This window comes from Leuconostoc sp. S50, assembly GCF_016624925.1.
GTDB lineage: Bacteria > Bacillota > Bacilli > Lactobacillales > Lactobacillaceae > Leuconostoc > Leuconostoc pseudomesenteroides.
The window spans coordinates 1-20340 of sequence record NZ_JACVUE010000015.1 but is presented as its reverse complement, the minus strand read 5'-3'; the positions used below and the strand labels follow the sequence as shown (position 1 = coordinate 20340).

The 20340-nt window shown below is 39.2% G+C and carries 16 protein-coding genes; 13 read left to right on the top strand and 3 right to left on the bottom strand.

All coding sequences use genetic code 11. From position 1 onward, the window contains the following. Positions 1–30 precede the first annotated feature (30 nt). The 6 genes from pepV to IAE53_RS10145 all read left to right on the top strand — a co-directional run bounded on the left by pepV (position 31) and on the right by IAE53_RS10145 (position 7896). Positions 31–1446, top strand: a complete 1416-nt coding sequence (gene pepV, locus IAE53_RS10170) for a dipeptidase PepV (RefSeq protein WP_114667044.1) — start codon at positions 31–33, stop codon at positions 1444–1446. Positions 1447–1809: 363 nt separating this feature from the next. Further along, positions 1810–3156 (top strand): cytosine permease, encoded by a 1347-nt coding sequence (locus IAE53_RS10165; protein ID WP_188353026.1) that lies wholly within the window; start codon positions 1810–1812, stop codon positions 3154–3156. Positions 3157–3258: 102 nt separating this feature from the next. Next, positions 3259–4554, top strand: a complete 1296-nt coding sequence (tig, locus tag IAE53_RS10160; RefSeq protein ID WP_114667696.1) for a trigger factor — start codon at positions 3259–3261, stop codon at positions 4552–4554. A 97-nt stretch (positions 4555–4651) separates the two neighbouring features. Further along, the gene (locus tag IAE53_RS10155; protein WP_200136424.1) at positions 4652–5302 is read left to right on the top strand and encodes a restriction endonuclease subunit S; all 651 of its coding nucleotides are present in this window, start codon (positions 4652–4654) and stop codon (positions 5300–5302) included. Positions 5303–5496: 194 nt separating this feature from the next. Then, positions 5497–6687, top strand: a complete 1191-nt coding sequence (locus IAE53_RS10150) for an ATP-binding protein (protein ID WP_200136425.1) — start codon at positions 5497–5499, stop codon at positions 6685–6687. 327 nt (positions 6688–7014) lie between these two features. Continuing rightward, positions 7015–7896, top strand: a complete 882-nt coding sequence (locus IAE53_RS10145; protein WP_200136426.1) for a hypothetical protein — start codon at positions 7015–7017, stop codon at positions 7894–7896. A 551-nt stretch (positions 7897–8447) separates the two neighbouring features. Here the strand turns inward: IAE53_RS10145 and IAE53_RS10140 are convergent. Further along, complete coding sequence (locus IAE53_RS10140; protein WP_200136427.1) at positions 8448–9371, bottom strand: site-specific integrase; 924 nt, start codon at positions 9369–9371, stop codon at positions 8448–8450. A gap of 71 nt (positions 9372–9442) precedes the next feature. Then, positions 9443–9964, bottom strand: coding sequence for a restriction endonuclease subunit S (locus tag IAE53_RS10135; RefSeq protein WP_200136430.1), 522 nt, complete (start codon positions 9962–9964; stop codon positions 9443–9445). Between the two features lie 196 nt (positions 9965–10160). On the opposite strand from IAE53_RS10135, the gene clpX reads away from it, so the two are divergent. Further along, positions 10161–11408, top strand: coding sequence for an ATP-dependent Clp protease ATP-binding subunit ClpX (clpX, locus tag IAE53_RS10130; protein WP_010293087.1), 1248 nt, complete (start codon positions 10161–10163; stop codon positions 11406–11408). Positions 11409–11411: 3 nt separating this feature from the next. Then, positions 11412–12005 (top strand): ribosome biogenesis GTP-binding protein YihA/YsxC, encoded by a 594-nt coding sequence (gene yihA, locus IAE53_RS10125; protein ID WP_148424245.1) that lies wholly within the window; start codon positions 11412–11414, stop codon positions 12003–12005. 72 nt (positions 12006–12077) lie between these two features. On the opposite strand, the gene IAE53_RS10120 is transcribed toward yihA, so the two are convergent. Beyond that, a complete protein-coding gene (locus IAE53_RS10120) occupies positions 12078–14009 on the bottom strand; it encodes a glycoside-pentoside-hexuronide (GPH):cation symporter (RefSeq protein WP_148424246.1) in 1932 nt (643 codons plus the stop codon). Positions 14010–14195: 186 nt separating this feature from the next. Between IAE53_RS10120 and IAE53_RS10115 the strand changes: the two genes are divergently transcribed. The 5 genes from IAE53_RS10115 to IAE53_RS10095 all read left to right on the top strand — a co-directional run. Beyond that, a complete protein-coding gene (locus tag IAE53_RS10115) occupies positions 14196–15209 on the top strand; it encodes a LacI family DNA-binding transcriptional regulator (protein WP_148424247.1) in 1014 nt (337 codons plus the stop codon). A 71-nt stretch (positions 15210–15280) separates the two neighbouring features. Continuing rightward, positions 15281–17512, top strand: a complete 2232-nt coding sequence (locus IAE53_RS10110) for an alpha-galactosidase (RefSeq protein ID WP_148424248.1) — start codon at positions 15281–15283, stop codon at positions 17510–17512. 15 nt (positions 17513–17527) lie between these two features. Then, on the top strand, positions 17528–18718 hold the full coding sequence (locus tag IAE53_RS10105; RefSeq protein ID WP_148424249.1) for a galactokinase: 1191 nt from the start codon (positions 17528–17530) through the stop codon (positions 18716–18718). Beyond that, a complete protein-coding gene (galT, locus tag IAE53_RS10100) occupies positions 18718–20226 on the top strand; it encodes a UDP-glucose--hexose-1-phosphate uridylyltransferase (RefSeq protein ID WP_200136428.1) in 1509 nt (502 codons plus the stop codon). Before IAE53_RS10105 ends, galT begins: the two co-directional genes overlap by 1 nt. Before the next feature lie 6 nt (positions 20227–20232). Further along, the coding region (locus IAE53_RS10095) for an NAD-dependent epimerase/dehydratase family protein (RefSeq protein ID WP_200136429.1) at positions 20233–20340 on the top strand (108 nt) is incomplete at its 3' end.

The following is a 20340-nucleotide window of genomic DNA, read 5'->3' as shown; positions in this document are numbered from 1 at the left end:
AAGTATTAGATACAAGAAAGGTTAAAAAACATGACAATTGATTGGAAACAAGAAACAGAAACGCGCAAAGAGGCGTTTATTGAGGATTTGAAATCAATGCTAGCAGTTGAATCTGTACGTGATGACTCAAAAGCCACAGCAGATGCACCACTTGGTCCTGGACCCAAAGATGCATTAGTTAAAGTACTGTCGATTGCAGAACGAGACGGTTTTACCACTAAAAATCTTGATAACTTGGCTGGTTATATTGAAATTGGTCCAAAGGACGCTGAGGAATACGTCGCTATCTTGGCCCACGTTGATGTCATGCCAGCAGGCGAAGGTTGGGAAACAGCACCATTTGAACCTGTTGTGACTGAAGATAAAATCATTGCCCGCGGGGCGTCTGATGATAAGGGACCGGGGATGGCTGCTTATTACGCTTTCAAAATTTTGTCTGATTTGAAAGTACCTTTGAAGCGTCGTGTACGATTGATTTTTGGTACCGATGAAGAAAACGACTGGACAGGCATGACACGTTATTTTGAAGTGGAACCTGAACCAGCGTTTGGTTTCTCTCCTGATGCCGAATATCCAATTATCAATGGTGAAAAGGGTAATGTCCAAATTTTGATTGACGGCGAAGCTACTAACGGTGGTTCTGCTAAATTGGTATCGTTTGAATCTGGATTACGGACTAACATGGTGCCTGGAATTGCCCGTGCTACTGTGCAGTCAGCACAAGCAGAAAAAATTGTCACTGAATTCCAAGAATATTTGGTGGATAATCCACAGATTTCTGGTTCAACAGAGACAGATGGTGAAGTTGTCAACTTTGTTTTGAATGGTAAACAGGTTCACGGCGCAATGCCTGAAACTGGTGAGAACGCTGGTACGTACCTAGCTAACTTCTTGCAAGACTTTGATTTCGGTGGTACTGCTAAGTCATTCTTGACTTATCTTGGCACGCCAGCACATGATGATACTATTGGTAAGAAGTTTGGTGTTAACTACACTGACCAAGTCATGGGACCTTTGTCAATGAACGTTGGTATTCAAAAGTTTGTTGACGGCGGCAAAGCCTTTATTAACTTCAACTTCCGTTATCCAAAAGGCATTACACCGGAAGAAATTGAAGCTGGTTTGGCCTCACAATTGAATGGTTGGGATGTCAAGCCAACAATCGGTGGACACGCGCAAGTGCCACATTACGTTGCACCAAGCGATCCTATTGTGGAAACATTGTTGCGTGTTTATCATGAACAAACTGGTTTGCCAGCACATGATCAAGTTATTGGTGGTGGTACTTATGGTCGTTTGATGAAGCGTGGTGTCGCCTTTGGGGCGCTATTCCCAGATTCACCAGACACTATGCACCAAGTTAATGAATTTGCTTTGTTAGATGACTTGTATCGTTCAATCTCAATCTATGCACAAGCAATCGCTGAAATTACTAATTTGGATTAAATATTGGTTTAATCTTTGGTCTGTATGATAGCAGTAATCAAACAAATCAAAGGAGAAACACTATGGCATTAGTAATTGTAGCTGGTATTGTAATTATTGGATTCTCGTTTACGAAGGTGCTGCGTGTGACGCAACCAGTGAAAGTTAGAAATAAAAAATAGCGCTAACTGATTCTGAATTTTTAAATCACTAGAAATCTCAAAAACATATTAAACAATATGTTTTTGAGATTTTTTGTTAACGCAATAATTGAATGGATTATGTTACAAATATTAGACTAAAACACCCGAACGAACGTTTGCCTTAGCGGGCGTTTTTTGTTATGATAATTCTAATTGTATTATCATTAAAACGGAGGCAAATATGGAGAGTCAGGGGATAAAAGTCGATAATGACCGGCATATCGCGAAGATGGGTTTCTGGGACCAATTGGCGACATGGATTGGTGCGAATGCAAACAATGGTACGTGGTATATTGGCGGTGTCATTGCAGCGCTTGGTTTGAGTGGCGCTTTGGGTGTCATTTTAATTAGTGGACCCCTCGCTTATGTATTTTTGGCACTAGTTGGCTACATGGGCTACAAAGTGCGCGCCTCAACAATGAACTTGATGCGACCGGCTTTTGGAGTTCGCGGTTCAATCGGACCATCGTTGATTAACGTGGTGCAATTTATGGGCTGGGCAGCGGTTAATACCTATATTGCAGCAATATCTGTTAGTTACTTATTGGCTGATATTTTTGGTTCGACCAATTTTAAGCCCGGTGGTATCAAAGGTATGGTCGTTGGTGTTGCGACTATGGGCATTTTACATTTGATTTCAATTTCTCTCGGTCAAAAATCCATTCGATTAATTGAACGAATTGGTATCATTTTGGTGATTGCCTTGGTCATCTGGGAGACTATTGTGGTCTTGCGAGAAGTATCATTACAACAAATTTTAGCTTGGCATGCACCAACTGCAGCACATCTATCATTTGGAACTGCTATTGACGTTTTTGCGGCTTTTAATTTGGCATGGGTGACGGCGGCAGCGGACTTTACGCGTTTTTCAAAAAATAAATCATCTGCAACCAAGGCGCCGTTTATTGGTGCAACGTTAGGTCTGTATTGGTTTGCCATTGTTGGCTCACTAACTACGATTGCCGCTGCTGTCAGTACAAATGCGTTTAATCCAGATAGTTCTGATCCCTCAACTGTTGCGTCAAAGTTGGGACTGGGTGTCTTAGCATTGATTGTGATTATGCTGACATCAACCACAGCAAATGCGGTTAATTTAATGGCAGCAGGGTCAGCGTTTAATAATATTTTGCCAAAAATTAAGCTGACACCATCGCTCTGGATTGTTACCATCATTGCCACGTTGATGAGCTTTATTCCATTTATTTTTGGTGGGTTTATCAACACGTTTATTTGGTTTTTAGATATGGTGGGGATGATTTTAGGACCTGAAATTGCTATTCTACTGGTTGATTTCTTCTTTGTCCGTAGTAAAAATTATGACACCAATCAATTTAGTAAAATAGATGGGAAATACTGGTATCAAGCTGGTTTCAATGTTCGGGCCTACATCACTTGGGTGATTAGTATTGCCGTGTATTTTGGTTTACAACAAGTAACACTGGTCACAGACACAGTTGGTTCAACTTGGCTAACCATGCTATTTGCAGCTGGATTGTATGCTGTATTATCGTTAAAAAAAGCAATGTAACCTTAAATGGTAAAATTTAGATGAATATTCACGACAAAATAGTTGTGATATTCGTAAATTTAGTCTAAAATTAGATAGTATTGAAAACTCGGAGGAAATAACATGTCTAAGTGGACACCAGCCGCGGATGAAAAAAACCAAGGCACATTAGAATTTGAAATCTCACGCGCAACAGTTGAAGAAGGTTTGGATAAAGCTTTCCAACGTAATAAAAATCAGGTTTCAATCCCTGGATTCCGTAAAGGAAAAGTGACAAAGCAACTCTTTTTCCAAAAGTTTGGTGAAGAAGCTTTGTATCAAGAAGCAATGGATATTGTTTTGCCAGCCGCTTATGAAGCAGCTGTTGACGAAGCTGGTGTAACACCAGTTGGTCGTCCAAATATCGAACCAGTCTCAATGAACAAGGGTGAAGCTTGGACTTTGAAAGCTGAAATTACAACTGCACCTGAAGTGAAGTTGGGTGACTATTTGAACCTTGAAGTTGCTGCTCAAGATGAAGAAGTGACTGACGCTGACGTTGATGCCGAAATCAAGCGTTTGCAAGAAGGACAAGCAGAACTTGTTTTGCAAGAAGAATCAGTTAAGGCAGAAAACGGCGATACTGTTGTTATCGACTTTGATGGTTCTGTTGATGGCGAACATTTTGATGGCGGTCAAGCCAACGACTTTTCATTGGCATTGGGCTCAGGTCAATTCATTCCTGGCTTTGAAGAACAATTGGTAGGTCACACAGCAGGTGAAGATGTGAACGTTAATGTTACGTTCCCTGAAGACTATCAAGCTGCTGATTTGGCTGGCAAAGAAGCCTTGTTTGAAGTTAAGATTCATGAATTGAAGCGCAAGGAATTGCCTGAATTGGACGACGAATTTGCCAAGGATGTCGATGAAGAAGTTGAAACATTGGCAGAATTGAAAGAAAAGACTGCTAAGAAGTTAGCTGAAACTAAAGCTGAAAGTGCTAAAGAAGCATTTGAAGACGCAGTCATCACTAAGGCAGTTGACAATGCTTCAATTGACGGTGACAAGATTCCAGATGCTATGATTGATGAAGATGTTCATCGTCAAATCGATCAATATTTGGGACAATTGCAACAACAAGGCATTTCTCGTGAAATGTTCTTCCAAATTTCAGGTCAAACTGAAGATGATTTGCACAAGCAATTCGAAGACGGCGCAGCAACTCGCGTTAAGACTAACCTTGTACTTGAAGCAATTGTTAAAGCAGAAGGTATTGAACCATCAGAAGAACAAGTTACTGAAGAAATCAACAACTTGGCTTCACAATACAACATGGACGCTGCGCAAGTACGTGCAACTTTGTCAGATTCATTGTTGAAGCATGACATTGCTATGCGCGAAGTCATTAAGAAAGTGACTGACTCTGCTAAAGCAGTATAAATAAGTTTGATTTTCAGAGCACTTCAGGTTGAGGTGCTTTTTTTGTGCTCTCATTGATATTAAATAAAAGAAATATGGTATTTTGATAATATCAAAAATGGTGAATATTATACCTTACGCTCAAAACGAGCATAAAGCACGCTTTTTAAAGCAATTAAAACAGGCGTATTTACAACAGATTTTTAGTCAAGAATTACGTTTTACTGTCTTTAGTGATGACTGGAGAGAGCGTCCGCTTGTAGAAATGGTTGATCGAGTTTCTGAGTCATCAGCTGTAGAACTTCCGCGCGTTGAATTTGAGGATTTGATTCCCGGCATGGGACGTCTGAATAAGGACATTACAAAGTCAGATGACATACGTTCCGGCATTCATTTCGTGGATGGGGATATACTGTACGGTAAGTTACGTCCGTATCTGAAAAATTGGCTGCATGCTACGTTTGAAGGCATAGCACTTGGGGACTTCTGGGTGCTACGTACTAAAGAGATACTTGAATCAAGCTTCCTTTACGCCTTAATTCAAGCACCGAAGTATCAACAAGTTGCAAATCTTTCATCTGGTACAAAGATGCCTCGCTCAGATTGGAAGACAGTTTCGACAACTGAATTTAGCATTCCCGAAAAGGTAGAACAACAAAAAATAGGATCATTCTTCAAACAACTCGACAACCTCATCACCCTCAATCAACAAAAGCTCGACCTCCTCAAAAAACAAAAACAAGCCTACCTCCAAAAAATGTTTATCTAATTCTTAACGCAAGTACTGTCGTTTAGACATCCAAAACCGCTATCCAGTTAGAAAACTGAATAGCGGTTTTGAATAATTTGCCTCTCATTCTCGTTGACGATGTCGATTTAGTAAAATAAATTATAATTTATTTTTTCGATAAATTAAGCTATAATTAAATTACGATTTATTTTCAGGTAAGAAGGGAAAAATCTATGATTCCGAGAAAAGCATTTATAGAGAAATTGACAAAATTTAAAGATACGGAATTTATCAAAATCATTACCGGTGTTCGCCGGTCTGGCAAAACATATGTTATGCAAATGTTTCGGGACGATTTGCTTTCGTCTGGCACAAAGGATGATCAAATTATCTATTTGTCATTTGAGGACGTTAATAATTTAAAGTATGGTAATGCAACTGCATTGCACGATTATGTTGCTAATAACATATCTCAACAGAAAACCTACCTTTTCTTCGATGAAATTCAGCGTGTGGCTGATTGGCAAGTTGCAATTAACAGTTTTCGAGTTGAGTTCAATGTGGATATCTATATCACTGGCTCAAATGCCTCATTACTGTCAGGTGAAATGGCAAGTCTTTTGGCCGGACGTTATGTTGAAATTCCTGTTTATCCTTTATCCTTTAAAGAATTTCGCAATTTTAAGGGTGTGGAAGCATATCCGGATATTCAATTTATGGAATATCTAACTGTGGGTGGTTTTCCGACTGCCGTGTTATCCGATGATGATGAAGTTAGAAAAATCGTTGTTTCAGGCATTTACGATTCAATTGTTTTACGCGATGTGGCAAGCCGTGCTGAAATTCGAAATGATGGGTTATTGCTACGTTTAACTGATTATTTGTTTGATCAAAGTGGTCAAATTATTTCACCATCAAAAGTAGCAGGTGTTTTGAAAAACGAGGGTTGGCAAACGGCTAATGCGCCGACAGTGACAAAATATCTGGACGCTTTGACGAATGCATTTATTTTTTATAAAGTCCAACGCTTTGATATTCGAGGTAAAGAGCGTTTGAGAACCATGGCCAAGTACTACGGTGTAGACACTGGATTAAGAAATACGGTGTTGGGAACTAGTTATCGAGATAATATTGGACGCCAGCTTGAAACAGTGATATATTTTGAATTACTTAGACGAGGCTATGAGATCAACGTTGGACAATATGATGATTTAAAAATTGATTTTGTTGCTCGAAAAAATAATGAGATTAAATATTTTCAAGTAACGTATCAATTGCCAGAAAATAGTAGGCGAGAGACTGCCAACTTAGCGCATCTACCAGATGGCTTTGAAAAGGTTGTATTAACAATGAATCGGATGGATGTTGGTAATATAGATGGCATTCAAATTATTCACGCTGTTGATTGGTTACTTGAAGAATAGTGCAAAAAAATAAATAAAGCTAACGTTAGCATTGAAAGCACATAGGAACTATTAAAATAGTACGATCAACATTTAATTGACTGTTATTACGTTCATTTTTTGCTGTATAAATTGCCTAACAAACACTTTCTCTCAAATGTACTGGGCCTATACTGATGCTTGAAAATCAGTGTTGAGAAACAAATCAATGTGTTTTTCTTTCGAAATTATTCTGAACGAATTGTGAACGTTTATGAACTTTTTATGAATTTAACTTTTTTAATTTTTTATAATGTTATAGTATGCATATTGGTTAGTTGCCCCAAAAGTCAAACTAGGAGTAATGTTATGAAAAAAATATCTTTTGTGTTAGTTATTGTAATCACTATATTCAGTATTGTATCAGTGACACCAGTTGTTTCTGTGATGGCTTCTGACTCTAGTTCACACACGTATACCATGTCCAATGGAAAGTCGGTGACTATTATGGACCAAGACATTGTGGATGCTACTGAGACTAAGGGAGACCGTTCTCTTGTTAGCGCGGGCACGGAGGAACGAAATACAATTATTGATGGTTCAACTGCCCTTGTGCCACTTGTTGACGGTAAATGGAACAAGGTAAACAATAGTCTAGGGGATATCAACGGCAACCTAAAGACCAATCGCGGTTATCATATTACAGGGGGCATTCAATCAGTTTCACCCGATTATCAACAAATGAGTAATGGGTGGTCATGGCAAAGTGGACATCAAACTAGTTTGATGGTGACAGCATATAATTATCGAAATTCAATTGCGATGTATGATAACTTAAGCATCGCAATGGGACTTGTCAATGTAGCGGCTGCCTTACCTTCATTGTTTGTGGGGCCAGTTGCAGGATACATAATTGGACTGATATCAAGTTGTGGATCTAATTATATTAATGATCATTTTCTTGCACCAGATCGAAATGCTTTTGATAAGACAACAGATCGTGGATTTGGTACTGTTTTGACTAAAAATAAAAATAGTGGTAATTTATACGATTATTTTTATAATGATAGCTGGCAAAGCCCACGAGCGGCATTATCAGTACCAGATGGATCTGATAAACGCACACCGTCTTATTGGCCGGGAGGAGCTGCAGCAATAAAGAAAGATTTTTATGGTGGCTGGTCGTGTGACTATACATCAAGTGGTCACTGGGTAGGAACCAATGGTAATCGAGACAATAACAAGGCCTGACAGTATGGAAAAGAAAAGAAAATCACTATATTATTGTTTGTTAATTCCTGGAATTATCGCTATATCAGCAGGTCACGGTAAGATTGGTATATTTATTATGTTTCTTGCCCTTGGTGTCTTGATGTACGATTATTTTAAGCGAAAGCAATAATATGTACTTTAAGTGTTAAACAAAAGTTTTAAACAACGTGGCTTCTTGATAAAAAGCATGTAGGTATGCATTGTTTAAACGTTTGGGTGTAAATGCATATTTGAATGATCAGTCTGACTCTCTTTGCTATTGAACAACAATTAAACTTAGGTCGAACTATTTGCCCCTCATCTTATTATAAGCACCAATCGGTAAAGAAATAGATATTATGTTGCCGGCACTTAATATTTTCCCTTACAATATTTTTAGAACAAGAGGAGTGATGTGATAGTAATGTCATCTTTCGATGATAAATAAACAAGTATGCATAAATATTGACTGAAACAACTCGCCCGTCTTACCAACCTTTCAACAAACAATTATAAAACGATATATACTTAATCAGTAGATATCGTTATTTTTACATCAATTGTGCTAAATGTTTCATGACTAAATCATTATCTTGATTTTCTAATTCTTGAATGACGTGAATGTAGGTTTTTTGTGTTGTTGTCATATTTGAATGTCCCAACCTACGTGCCACCGAAGCAACTGATACGCCTGCGTAAAGCAATAATGAGGCATGTGTGTGGCGCAGGCCATGAATTGAGATAACTGGTATCTCAACTTGCTTGCAAAGTGTGGCTAATCTGTCATTCACTGTCGCATTGTAAACACGTCCACGGACAAATATTGGCTCATCTCTTGGTAGATTGCGAACGATGACTGAAAATCGTATCGCAGTTTGCCAATCAATTTGTACTTTCCGGACCGATGAATTATTTTTTGTTGGCGCAAAGTCAGCTTGTACTGATTTATAATTCCACGTCTTATCAATTTTGATAATTTGTTTTTCAAAGTCAAAATCTGCTGGTGTTAGTCCTAAAGCTTCAGCAAAACGCAATCCCGTTTTTGTAATGAGCAAGATAAAGTAATCCCAATTAACTTCGTCCTGTAAATTCAATTGTTTTAGAAGAGCCTGTACTTCAAATTGGTTCAAAAATTTGGGCTTATGCAGTCGCTGAACGGTTCCTTTAATCACAATTTTACGTGTTGGTGTTGGATCTCGTTTTAAAATGTCCTCTTCCATGGCATCTATAATCGAGCTTTTTAAATGATGATGAAAATCCAAAAATGTTTGGCGTTCGTGATTTTGGGCAAAATCGTTAAGCAATTGCTGATAAGTTGCACGTGAGAGTCTACTTGTTTTGAGCCTTGGTGCAAGTTTAACGAGATGTTGATGTGTTATAACATATTTTTGATAAGTAACAGGTCTGACAGCGCCTTGCTTATATAGCGTCATCCAGTCCTTAAAATATGCGTGAAACGTTTGATTCTGTGTCATGATAGACACCTCCAAATAAAAAATTAGCCACAACTTGTTGTTGGGCCAATTTACATTAAACCATTTTAATGTTAGATAAACATTTTTTGGAGGTAGGCTTGTTTTTGTTTTTTGAGTAGGTTGAGTTTTTGTTGATTAAGGGTGATGAGGTTGTCGAGTTGTTTGAAGAGCAAACCTATTTTTTGTTGTTCTGCTCTCTTTGGAAAGAATATTTTATAATTTCCTAGTTGTGGAGCCGTTAACTGTGGAACGCCAGTCGACTCAATTAGAACTTTGTGTGTATTAATTGCATTCTCTAGAAAATCAACATCATGATCTGACTTAACAGCTAGCAGCCGTACCACTGGTGTAAAGCTAGTATTTCGAGCCTTTGCATGTCCTACATCTCCGCGACCTGTCACAGTAACAGCAGGAGCCTCTACTTTATAAGCAGAATCATAATATCCTACAATGCCATCATTAGTAAGCGCATTGGCAAAAATTGGATATTGTCCATTTTCGTTTACTTTCGATTTATCAATATCACCGCCAGCTGTTATTTTAGCTACTTCCCCCAACTTACGCTGTTCCCAAGAAAGTACAAAGCAATAAATTCAAAATCCATACCCACATTTAACAAAAAAAGAAAATACGCATTGTCGAAAATATAAATCTAAAACACGGTTTATAAGATGGTTATAAAATAGTATAATAATAGGATATGGTTTGCATATAAAACATATCTAAGTTGTATATAAAATATATATCATCTGCATAAAAATGTAGCAGATCAATCAAAAAGGGAAAATAATGGCGAATACACCAAATTTTGAAGAAGAAGTACATTGCAGTTTTTGTGGTAAATCTGCCAGTGAAGTTAAAAATATTGTGGCGGGACCAAATGGTGTCTATATTTGTAACGAATGTGTCGCTTTGGCGCAAAACATTATTCAAGAAGAATTAACCACCTCGCAAGCGGCCCAAGTCTTATCCTTACCAACGCCACATGAAATCGTGGCTGAACTAAACGATTATGTCATCGGTCAAGAAGACGCTAAGAAGACGTTGGCTGTCGCAGTTTATAATCATTACAAGCGTATCAATGAAAATGTTGCGCCAACCACGGATGTTGAATTGCAAAAATCCAATATTGCCTTAATCGGACCAACTGGTTCAGGGAAAACATATTTGGCGCAGAGTTTGGCGCGTATTTTGAATGTGCCATTTGCCATTGCTGATGCCACCACTTTGACTGAGGCAGGGTATGTTGGTGAAGACGTTGAAAACATTATTTTGAAGTTGTTACAAGCAGCTGATTTCAATGTTGAGGCAGCCGAGCACGGCATCATTTACGTTGATGAAATTGACAAAATTGCCAAGAAATCTGAAAACGTTTCAATCACGCGTGATGTTTCTGGTGAAGGAGTCCAACAAGCGTTGCTTAAAATGCTAGAAGGAACCATTGCCAGCGTGCCACCACAAGGTGGTCGTAAGCATCCGCAACAAGAGTTAATTCAGGTTGACACCACCAACATTTTGTTTATCGTTGGTGGCGCTTTCGCAGGTATCGATACGATTATCAAGGAACGTTTGGGTGAACGAGTCATCGGCTTCGGTTCAGACGCTAATGAAAACGCAGTTGCCCTCAATGACGAAAATATTCTTCGCCATGTGCAACCAGAGGATATGACTAAATTTGGCTTAATTCCAGAATTTATTGGTCGTTTGCCAATTGTGACCGTGTTAGATGAATTAAAAGTGGCTGACTTGGCACGCATTTTGACAGAACCTAAAAACGCGCTCATTAAGCAATACACAGCACTTTTGGGCTTAGATGATGTTGAGCTTGAGTTCCAACCAGATGCATTAGAGGCAATGGCCGAACTAGCCATCAAACGCCATACTGGCGCGCGTGGCCTACGCTCAATCATTGAAAACGTCATGAAGGATGTCATGTATGATATCCCAAGTCGTGATGATGTGGCGAAAGTCATTATCACCGAAGCAAGTGTTGAAAAAGGTGAGCAGCCAGAGCTACAACTTAAAAGGGAGGCTTAACTCATGGACGTGCATAACGTGGAAATGGTGATGAGCGCCGTTTCAGCCACCCAATATCCAACTGATGGCAAACCTGAAATTGCCCTTGTTGGTCGCTCAAATGTCGGTAAATCATCATTGACCAACACATTGATTAACCGCAAAAACTTTGCCAGAACATCATCACAACCGGGGAAAACGCAAACGTTGAACTTCTACAATGTCGAAGACCAATTATATTTCGTTGACGTGCCCGGTTATGGTTACGCGAAAGTATCCAAAAAGCAACGCGAAGCGTTTGGTCATATGATTGAAGAGTACATCACATCACGCAAGCAATTACGCGGTGTAATCAGCTTAGTTGACGCCCGCCATAATCCTAGTGATGATGACATTTCAATGTACGAGTGGTTGCATTATTATAATATTCCAATCTTGGTTGTTGCGACCAAGTCAGACAAAATATCACGCAGTCGTTTTAATAAATATGAATCAAATATCAAGCGCACACTTGGTTTTGACGAAGAAGACAGTGATTTTCAATTCTTCTCATCGGAAACGAAATACGGTAAAGATGAAGTGTGGCAATGGATTGAGGCACATCTCAATCAAATGTAATTTTAAAGATGCAAAAGGCCTAAAGTATATGACTTTAGGCCTTTTGTTACGTATTATAATATGATCGGTATTTTAGCCATTATTTTCAAGCGTCAAAATGACATCGTCTTTATCGACTAAGCTTCCGAGTGGTTTCTTTAATGTCAATGTGTCATCGGCACTAGAATTAGTAATGGTAACAATAACTGTATCATCATAGCCAGCATCTTTAATAGCTTTATCCCAGAACTCAATGAGTAAATCACCACGTTTGACGTGTTGACCACGTTCAAAGTAAGTTACGAAGCCAGTACCTTGCATAGCTACCGTCCCAATACCAATGTGGATTAATGTTACGACACCAGTATCAGAGACCAGTCCAACAGCATGTCGAGTAGAAAAGGCAATTCTAACGGTACCATCAAATGGTGCATATACGCGACCATCAGAAGGCTTAATAGCAAATCCTTGACCAAGCGCGCCATTAGCAAATATAGGATCATTTACTGATGCTAAATCAACGAGCTCGCCGGCGATTGGTGCGTTGTAGTCATGCGCACCAGCTTCAATTTTAGTTGATGTCGTGACAGGACTATCAGAATCATCAGCTAATTGCTTACCCCAAGTGCGTTCCAATTGATCAACAATTTCAGCGTGCTTCTTTTCTGTTAATGTGACCTTGCGATAGAATACATACGTACCAATTAAAATAATAACAATTGGCAAACCAAACATAATGAGTTTAAAAGTAACTTGACCTGAAGCGCTAACAGAAGCAGCTGTGGCACCAGTTGTCATACCAGCCGCAACAGCTGTTAAGCCGACGACACCGTTTGAAATGGCACCAGCTAGCTTGTCTAGCAATGGTCGAACTGACAATGTTAGTGATTCATCACGGTGGCCTAACTTAAGCTGACCATATTCAACAGAATCGGAAATAGTCATCAAGACAACCAAGAAGACTAGGGGTTGTGGAATAGCGAACAGTACAGCAGCGATTAAGACCATTGGCAGTGATTGACCAGCAAATACAAACAAAACCAAGGCGATGATCATTGTCAAGATGCACCAGAAGAAAAGATTACGACGATTAAGCTTATCAGCTAACTTTGGGAACAGTGAGACAGATAGCAAGCCAGTTACAATATTGAGACTAGCAAAAATTGAGAAAGCAGATGAATTACCCAAAATAAAAGTAAAGTAATACAGTTCTAGCGAGTTGACGAGTGTAACCCCAGTTGTGTAGAGTCCATAAGAAAGGGCAATCCACATCAATTGATCGTTATGAGTTAAAATGTGAAGAACTTTTTTGAAAGTTGTTTTTTCTTTATTTTTACGAAGATCTGAATCGACTTCTTTGGTACCGATACCAACAGCTACGGCACTTAACCAAGCGATAGTTGCAACAATCACAGCAAACCAGAACCAACCACGAGTGTCACCCGTGCCACCATTGGAATTTAGAGAGAAGAAAAGGACAAGTGGCATGACAACGACACCAACTAAATTACCACCGATAGTTGATCCGATTCGAGCAAAGGTAGCTGTTTTTTCACGTTCACGAGAATCAAATGTTAACGCAGGAATCATTGACCAAAATCCAATGTCTTTGAATGAATAGAAAATATCCATGATGATGTAAATAAAACCAAAGATGATTAGATAAAGCAGAGGATTGGATTTATTTAAACCACCCATATTCGTAAACAAAATGATTAGAGCAATAGAACCAACAGTACCGCCAACAACTACCCAAGGTTTGAACTTACCCCAACGTGTACTCGTATTATCAATTGCGTTACCAATAAATGGATCAATTGCCAATTCAACGAAACGTAATAGGAAGATAATTAGCGTGATGTAACTAATCATTTTGTCGTTTTGTGCGGCATTACCACTATTAAACAAGTGTGTTGTCACAAACATAATGAAATAAGTTGACAATGTAGCGAAAAACATATCGTTACCGAATGCACCAAACGCATAAGAAACGCGTGAGGTCATCGATTGCTTGTTAGACTTCATAATTGTATTCTCCTTTTCGATATCAGCTAACACAGTTAATAGTAAGCGCTTTCAAAAGAAAAAGCAATACTTTTTTACTAAATATTTAGTAAAAAGTATTTTATCGCAATTTGTTGTAAAATAATAAAAGAACATTTACTGTGATAAAGACTGATATCACAACATTGACGAGTTGAGGAAGAATACATGGTCACAATAAAAGACATCGCGGCAGCAACAGATGTTTCGGCAAGTACAGTATCACGTGTCTTAAATCAAGATATGACGTTATCTGTATCAGACGAGACACGACGTAAGGTTATTGACACAGCACAGCGTCTGAATTATGTTAAGAAACCGAAAAAAGAAGTGACTGCTCAAACACTCCATATTGCAGTTTTGACGGTCTTTTCTGAAACACGTGAATCTAATGATTCTTATTGGCGCCAAATTTATTTAAGCATTGTTCAAGCTGCTCATGAACGTGGCATTGTGGTTGATGAAGTTATTCGTATCAATCAAGGATTGAAATTGGCTGATTTCGCGCAATATGATGCCATTATTGTACTTGGGGATATGACACCTAACGCTGTCAAGAGACTCCAGCAAATCAACAACTGTATTGTTTTAGTTGATGCGAAAGACCACTACCATGATATTGATGCGGTTAACCCTGAATTGCGGTTGATGACAGTTAGAATTTTGAACGAGTTATATCAAGCGGGTCGGCAAAAAATTGGCTTCATTGGTGGTATAAATGATTTGACGGCTCTTGACGGTACGACAACAACTAATCTAGAAGACGTGCGTAGTGAGATATATGAAGATTGGTCAAAGCGTCATGATATCACGCCTCACTTTCATACTGGAACATGGCATGCAGAAACTGGCAGCTTGGGTGCAACAAAATTATTGGAAGAGGAGCCGCAATTAGATGCTTTGTTGGTGGCGTCTGATCCAATTGCATTAGGCGCTATTAATGCATTGAAATTACAGGGTATTGAACCTGGAAAAGACATTGATGTGGTGAGCTTTGATAATTTGGAGTTAGCTTCATATCTGGTGCCAGCATTGACTACGGTTGAATTAAATCCCAGCGCAATTGGCAAAACTGCTTTAAATCAGGCCTATGAGCTGGCTAAAGGCGAAAGATCTTGGCCAATTTGGTCTACAATTCCAAGTCAGTTATATTATCGTGAGACGTTCAAAAAAAATAAGTAACCGTTTACATTTTAGTAAACAGGTGGTAAACTATGTTTGTAATTTAGTAAATATTTTCTTGGAGGAAGCAAATGTCTAATGCAAACATTTTTTTTGATGGACAACAACAAGTTTTTCATCTATCAAATCAGCAGGTGTCTTACTTGATTCAAATCGAAGATGGTGGGGTGTTGAGCCACTTGTACTTTGGCAAAAAAATATCAGGCTATCATGGTTCTCGCCTTTATCCGCGACTAGATCGGGGCTTTTCACCTAATTTAGCTGGAGAACCTCATCAAACAGACCGTCGTTTTTCAAAAGATACCTTGTTACAGGAGTATAGCGGTTATGATACAGGCGATTTTAGACAAGCTGCCATTAAATTACGGGGCGTAGATGGTGCCGAAGCTACTGATTTTCGTTTTAAATCGTACGCAATTGAAAAGGGTAAAACCAATTTAAGCGATTTACCACATGCTTACGTATTATCTGATGACGAGGCGCAAACTTTAGCAATTGTGTTGGAAGATGTTACTTTAAATGTTGAGCTCACTTTATACTACACAATTTATGCCGACAGGCCGGTTGTAACACGCTGGAGCAACCTCAAAAACTTATCTAGCGAAAATGTGAAAATTGAAAAAATCGCGTCGTTCCAATTGGATTTACCTGCCAATGATTTGGAAGTTATCTCTCTGCCGGGTGCTCATGTTCGTGAGCGAAGTATCGAACGGCAGGCATTGCGCCAAGGGTTAACGACTTTTGCCAGTCATCGTGGTACCAGTTCGCATCACATGAACCCGTTTATTGCGCTGGTTGCACCGACTACAACGGAAAATCAGGGTGAAGCAGTTGGTATTCAGTTAGTTTACTCTGGTAATCATCAATTTACTTTAGAAAAAGATTATGTTGATCAGTTGCGCATTTTAGCTGGTATTAATGAAGAAGGCTTTTCTTGGGAACTCACTCCAGACGATAGTTTTCAAACACCAGAGACGCTGATGGTGTACTCAGATGAGGGCCTTAATGGTATGTCACAAGCTTATCATCACCTTTTGCGGGAACGTGTAGCTCGCGGACAATATCAGTACGCACAACGACCAATTGTTATCAACAACTGGGAAGCAACATATTTTGATTTCAATGCCGAAAAAATTGAAGAAATTTTAGATGAAGCTGCGCCGCTAGGTGTGGAAATGTTTGTCTTAGATGACGGTTGGTTTGGTCATCGTGATGACGATGATAGTTCACTAGGTGATTGGTTTGAGTACACAGCCAAGTTAAAAGATGGTGGTGGATTAAATGGTTTGTCACAAAAAGTGCATGACAAAGGAATGAAGTTTGGACTCTGGTTTGAGCCAGAAATGATTTCTAAAAATTCGGACCTATATCGCGCCCATCCAGAATACGTACTACGTATTCCAGAACGTGTCATGACACCAAGTCGAGATCAATATGTACTGGATTTTTCACGACCAGAAGTTGTTGACAATATTTTTGATCAAATGGTAGCCATTTTGGACAATGTGCCAATTGATTACATTAAGTGGGATATGAATCGTCATCTGACGGAAGTTTATTCGACTGCTTTGCCAGCTGATCGTCAAGGTGAAGTAGCACATCGCTATATGTTAGGTGTATATGATTTGGCTAATCGTTTGACCAGCCGATATCCTCAAATTTTGTTTGAAGGTTGCTCAGGTGGTGGCGGTCGTTTTGATGCCGGTATGCTGTATTATTTCCCACAGTCATGGACATCTGATAATACAGACCCTATTGAGCGTTTGAAAATTCAATATGGTACAACCTTGAGTTATCCAGTTTCAAGCATGACCGCTCACGTTTCTGCATCTCCTAATCATCAAACTGGTCGCAAAACGAGCTTGAAAGTGCGTGGCGATGTTGCGACTGCGGGTGTGTTCGGATATGAATTAAATTTAGCCAAATTGTCTGATGCAGAAAAAAGTGAGATTAAAGATCAAATTTCATTTTATAAGCAACAACGGCAGTTGATTCAATATGGCAATTTTTATCGCATTAAAAGTCCGTTTGAGGGTAACGAAACTGCTTGGGAATTTGTGAATGAAGATAAAACAGAGGCGCTTTTGTTTAATTATCGTGTGTTATCAACGGCGCAACCAGCGTTTAGCATTACAAAGATGAGCCACTTGCTGCCCGAGGCACTCTATGTTGATCAAGCCACACAAGAAAGTTTTTCTGGGGACGAGTTGATGTCAATTGGTTTATATAATGCGCCGATTGAGCAAGCAGATTTTACCTCATCAGTTAGATATTTTAAAGTCCAAGAAAACGAATTAAAGTAAGAAAGGTAGATTGAAATGTCTGATACTTACACAAAATTAACGCAGGTTTTTGAAAGTCAATTTCACCATATGCCAAGTGATAAATTTTTTTCACCGGGTCGCATCAACTTAATCGGTGAACATACAGATTACAATGGCGGTCATGTCTTTCCAGCATCAATTACGCTAGGAACATATGGCGTAGCGGCGTTGCGATCAGATCGTGATGTCAAAATTTATTCAACTAATTTTCCAGAACAAGGTGTGATTACCTTTGATATTGATAATGAAGACAAATTACCTCACGCATCTTGGGGTAACTTTGTTAAAGGTGTATTACAGGCCCTTAGAGGGTATGGTAATCAGTTTGAAAATGGTTTTGAACTAGTCATCGAAGGTAATATTCCAAATGGTTCAGGTTTGTCATCGTCATCATCATTGGAATTATTGATTGGCGTTGTCGCTCAAAAATTGTACCAACTTAAGATTCCAAGGTTGCAATTGGTTGCCAGTGGTCAACGAGCAGAAAACGACTTTGTTGGCGTTAACACAGGCATTATGGATCAGTTTGCAATTGGTTTTGGTGAAAAGGATCGGGCAATTTACCTTGACACTAATACGATGATTTATGAGATGGTGCCTATTCATTTGGGTGATTATGTAGTTGTCATCATGAATACGAATAAACGTCGTGAATTAGCGGACTCAAAGTACAACGAGCGTGTTCGTGAAACGCAAGAAGCTGTATATCAATTGCAAAAATATGTACCGATTCAATATTTAGGTGAACTCGATAGTGATACATTTGATAAATATGCTGATAATTTATCCTCCGAAACCTTGCGTAAGCGTGCACGACATGCGGTTTATGAAAATGAACGCACCAAGGTGGCTGTAAAGGCATTAAAAAATGATGATCTTAAAGAATTTGGTGAATTGATGAATGCTTCGCACCAATCGTTAAAAGATGACTATGAAGTTACTGGTATCGAGCTAGATACTTTAGCTGAAACAGCGCAACAGGTTGATGGTGTACTTGGCGCTCGCATGACTGGAGCAGGTTTTGGTGGCTGTGCGATTGCATTAGTCCATCGCGATGCTGTTGCGCAACTGAAAGAAACAGTGGGACGCCAATATGAATTAGTTGTTGGCTATGCACCATCATTTTATGTCGCTAATATTGGCAATGGTGCACACTGGGTAGGTGAAGTAGCAGGAGAAGCATAATGGCGGAAATTGATTTATTCACAGCATTCGCAAAAAAAATCATTGCAGAATCTGATTATACAACTGATGACGAAATTTATTTGGTCAATCAAATTATGGGATTAGTTGGTGAAACAAATCATAATACCGCGCCTCACTTGGTAGATGATGACAGTGTAACGACCCTAGCGTTACTAGATCAGCTGACAGCTGTTGCCGAAAAAAATGGGACATTAGCGTTGCGTCAAATGAACACTGATATGCTAGGTGCGCAACTCATGAACTTTATCGTACCAAGGCCATCACAGGTTCGCAAAATGTTTTGGGAGCACTATCAGCAATCTCCGCGACAAGCAACTGATTATTTCTTTGATTTGTCCCAACGCAGTAATTACATTAAAACACGTGAAATCAGTCAAAATATTTCTTATCCGGTAGACACACAATATGGTACACTGCAAATTACCATTAATTTATCCAAACCGGAAAAGGATCCTAAAGCGATTGCGGCTGCTTTAAAAAATAAAAACCAACAGCAATCGCAATATCCCGTGTCACAATTGGCAAAAGAGAATGAAGGATATTGGGGACGACTGGATTATGCAGCACGCACCAATCATCGGGTTATTCCGATAACATTGGGACATGAAAAATGGTATTTTCAATATTCACCTTATGCTTATTTCAATGAACATGCTATCGTGCTCTCTGAAAATCTTCGCCCGATGCATGTTGATCGTGAAAACTTATCACGATTGTTAGAGTTTGTGTCTAAATTTCCAGATTATTTCATTGGATCGAATGCGGATTTACCAATTGTCGGTGGCTCAATTTTATCACATGACCATTTTCAAGCTGGCCGTTATGAACTACCTATGGCAAAAGCAGTCATGAAAGAAAAAATTACCATTGCAGGTTGTGATTTGCGTGAAGCGGGTATTTTAAATTGGCCGATGACAACCATTCGCTTGATTGACGATGATCGTGAAAAATTACTACATGCTGCTGATAAAATTATGATGATTTGGCAAAATTATGATGATGCCTCTCTTTCGATTCGTGCGTATGGTGATGATGGTGAACGGCACCACACGGTAACGCCGATTGTTAGATTTCGAAGTGGTCATTACGAAGTGGATCTTGTATTACGTGATAACAACACATCTGACGCTTTCCCAGATGGCATTTTTCACCCACATCCAGATGTTCAGCATATTAAACAAGAAAATATTGGTTTGATTGAGGTGATGGGATTAGCAATTTTACCGCCACGTTTGAAAACAGAATTAGCTGAAGTTGCGCAATATTTATTGGGTAATGAAAATAACATTGCAGAGAAACATCAAGCATGGGCAGATGCTTTGAAGCAATCTGAAGTGATTAACGCGAATAATGTGACCCATATCGTGCAACAAAGCGTGGGACAGATTTTCAGTCGGGTACTTGAGGATGCAGGCGTCTTCAAAAATGATCAATCTGGACAAGATGGTCTGGAAAAGTTTATTAAGCAAATCGAAGTAGGGGAATAAATCAAAATGGCAGTATTAGTACTTGGTGGTGCAGGATATATTGGCTCACACATGGTGAAACGTTTGGTTGAAGCAGGACGCGACGTGGTGGTTGTGGACGCCTTGTTCACTGGA

Bases quoted from the DNA above. Each gene is read 5' to 3' on its own strand.
- IAE53_RS10165 (WP_188353026.1), top strand. From the start codon at position 1,810: ATGGAGAGTCAGGGGATAAAAGTCGATAATGACCGGCATATCGCGAAG.
- IAE53_RS10115 (WP_148424247.1), top strand. From the start codon at position 14,196: ATGGTCACAATAAAAGACATCGCGGCAGCAACAGATGTTTCGGCAAGT.
- IAE53_RS10120 (WP_148424246.1), bottom strand. From the start codon at position 14,009: ATGAAGTCTAACAAGCAATCGATGACCTCACGCGTTTCTTATGCGTTT.
- IAE53_RS10150 (WP_200136425.1), top strand. From the start codon at position 5,497: ATGATTCCGAGAAAAGCATTTATAGAGAAATTGACAAAATTTAAAGAT.
- clpX (WP_010293087.1), top strand. From the start codon at position 10,161: ATGGCGAATACACCAAATTTTGAAGAAGAAGTACATTGCAGTTTTTGT.
- yihA (WP_148424245.1), top strand. From the start codon at position 11,412: ATGGACGTGCATAACGTGGAAATGGTGATGAGCGCCGTTTCAGCCACC.
- IAE53_RS10140 (WP_200136427.1), bottom strand. From the start codon at position 9,371: ATGACACAGAATCAAACGTTTCACGCATATTTTAAGGACTGGATGACG.
- IAE53_RS10110 (WP_148424248.1), top strand. From the start codon at position 15,281: ATGTCTAATGCAAACATTTTTTTTGATGGACAACAACAAGTTTTTCAT.
- pepV (WP_114667044.1), top strand. From the start codon at position 31: ATGACAATTGATTGGAAACAAGAAACAGAAACGCGCAAAGAGGCGTTT.
- IAE53_RS10105 (WP_148424249.1), top strand. From the start codon at position 17,528: ATGTCTGATACTTACACAAAATTAACGCAGGTTTTTGAAAGTCAATTT.
- galT (WP_200136428.1), top strand. From the start codon at position 18,718: ATGGCGGAAATTGATTTATTCACAGCATTCGCAAAAAAAATCATTGCA.
- tig (WP_114667696.1), top strand. From the start codon at position 3,259: ATGTCTAAGTGGACACCAGCCGCGGATGAAAAAAACCAAGGCACATTA.
- IAE53_RS10145 (WP_200136426.1), top strand. From the start codon at position 7,015: ATGAAAAAAATATCTTTTGTGTTAGTTATTGTAATCACTATATTCAGT.
- IAE53_RS10155 (WP_200136424.1), top strand. From the start codon at position 4,652: ATGGTGAATATTATACCTTACGCTCAAAACGAGCATAAAGCACGCTTT.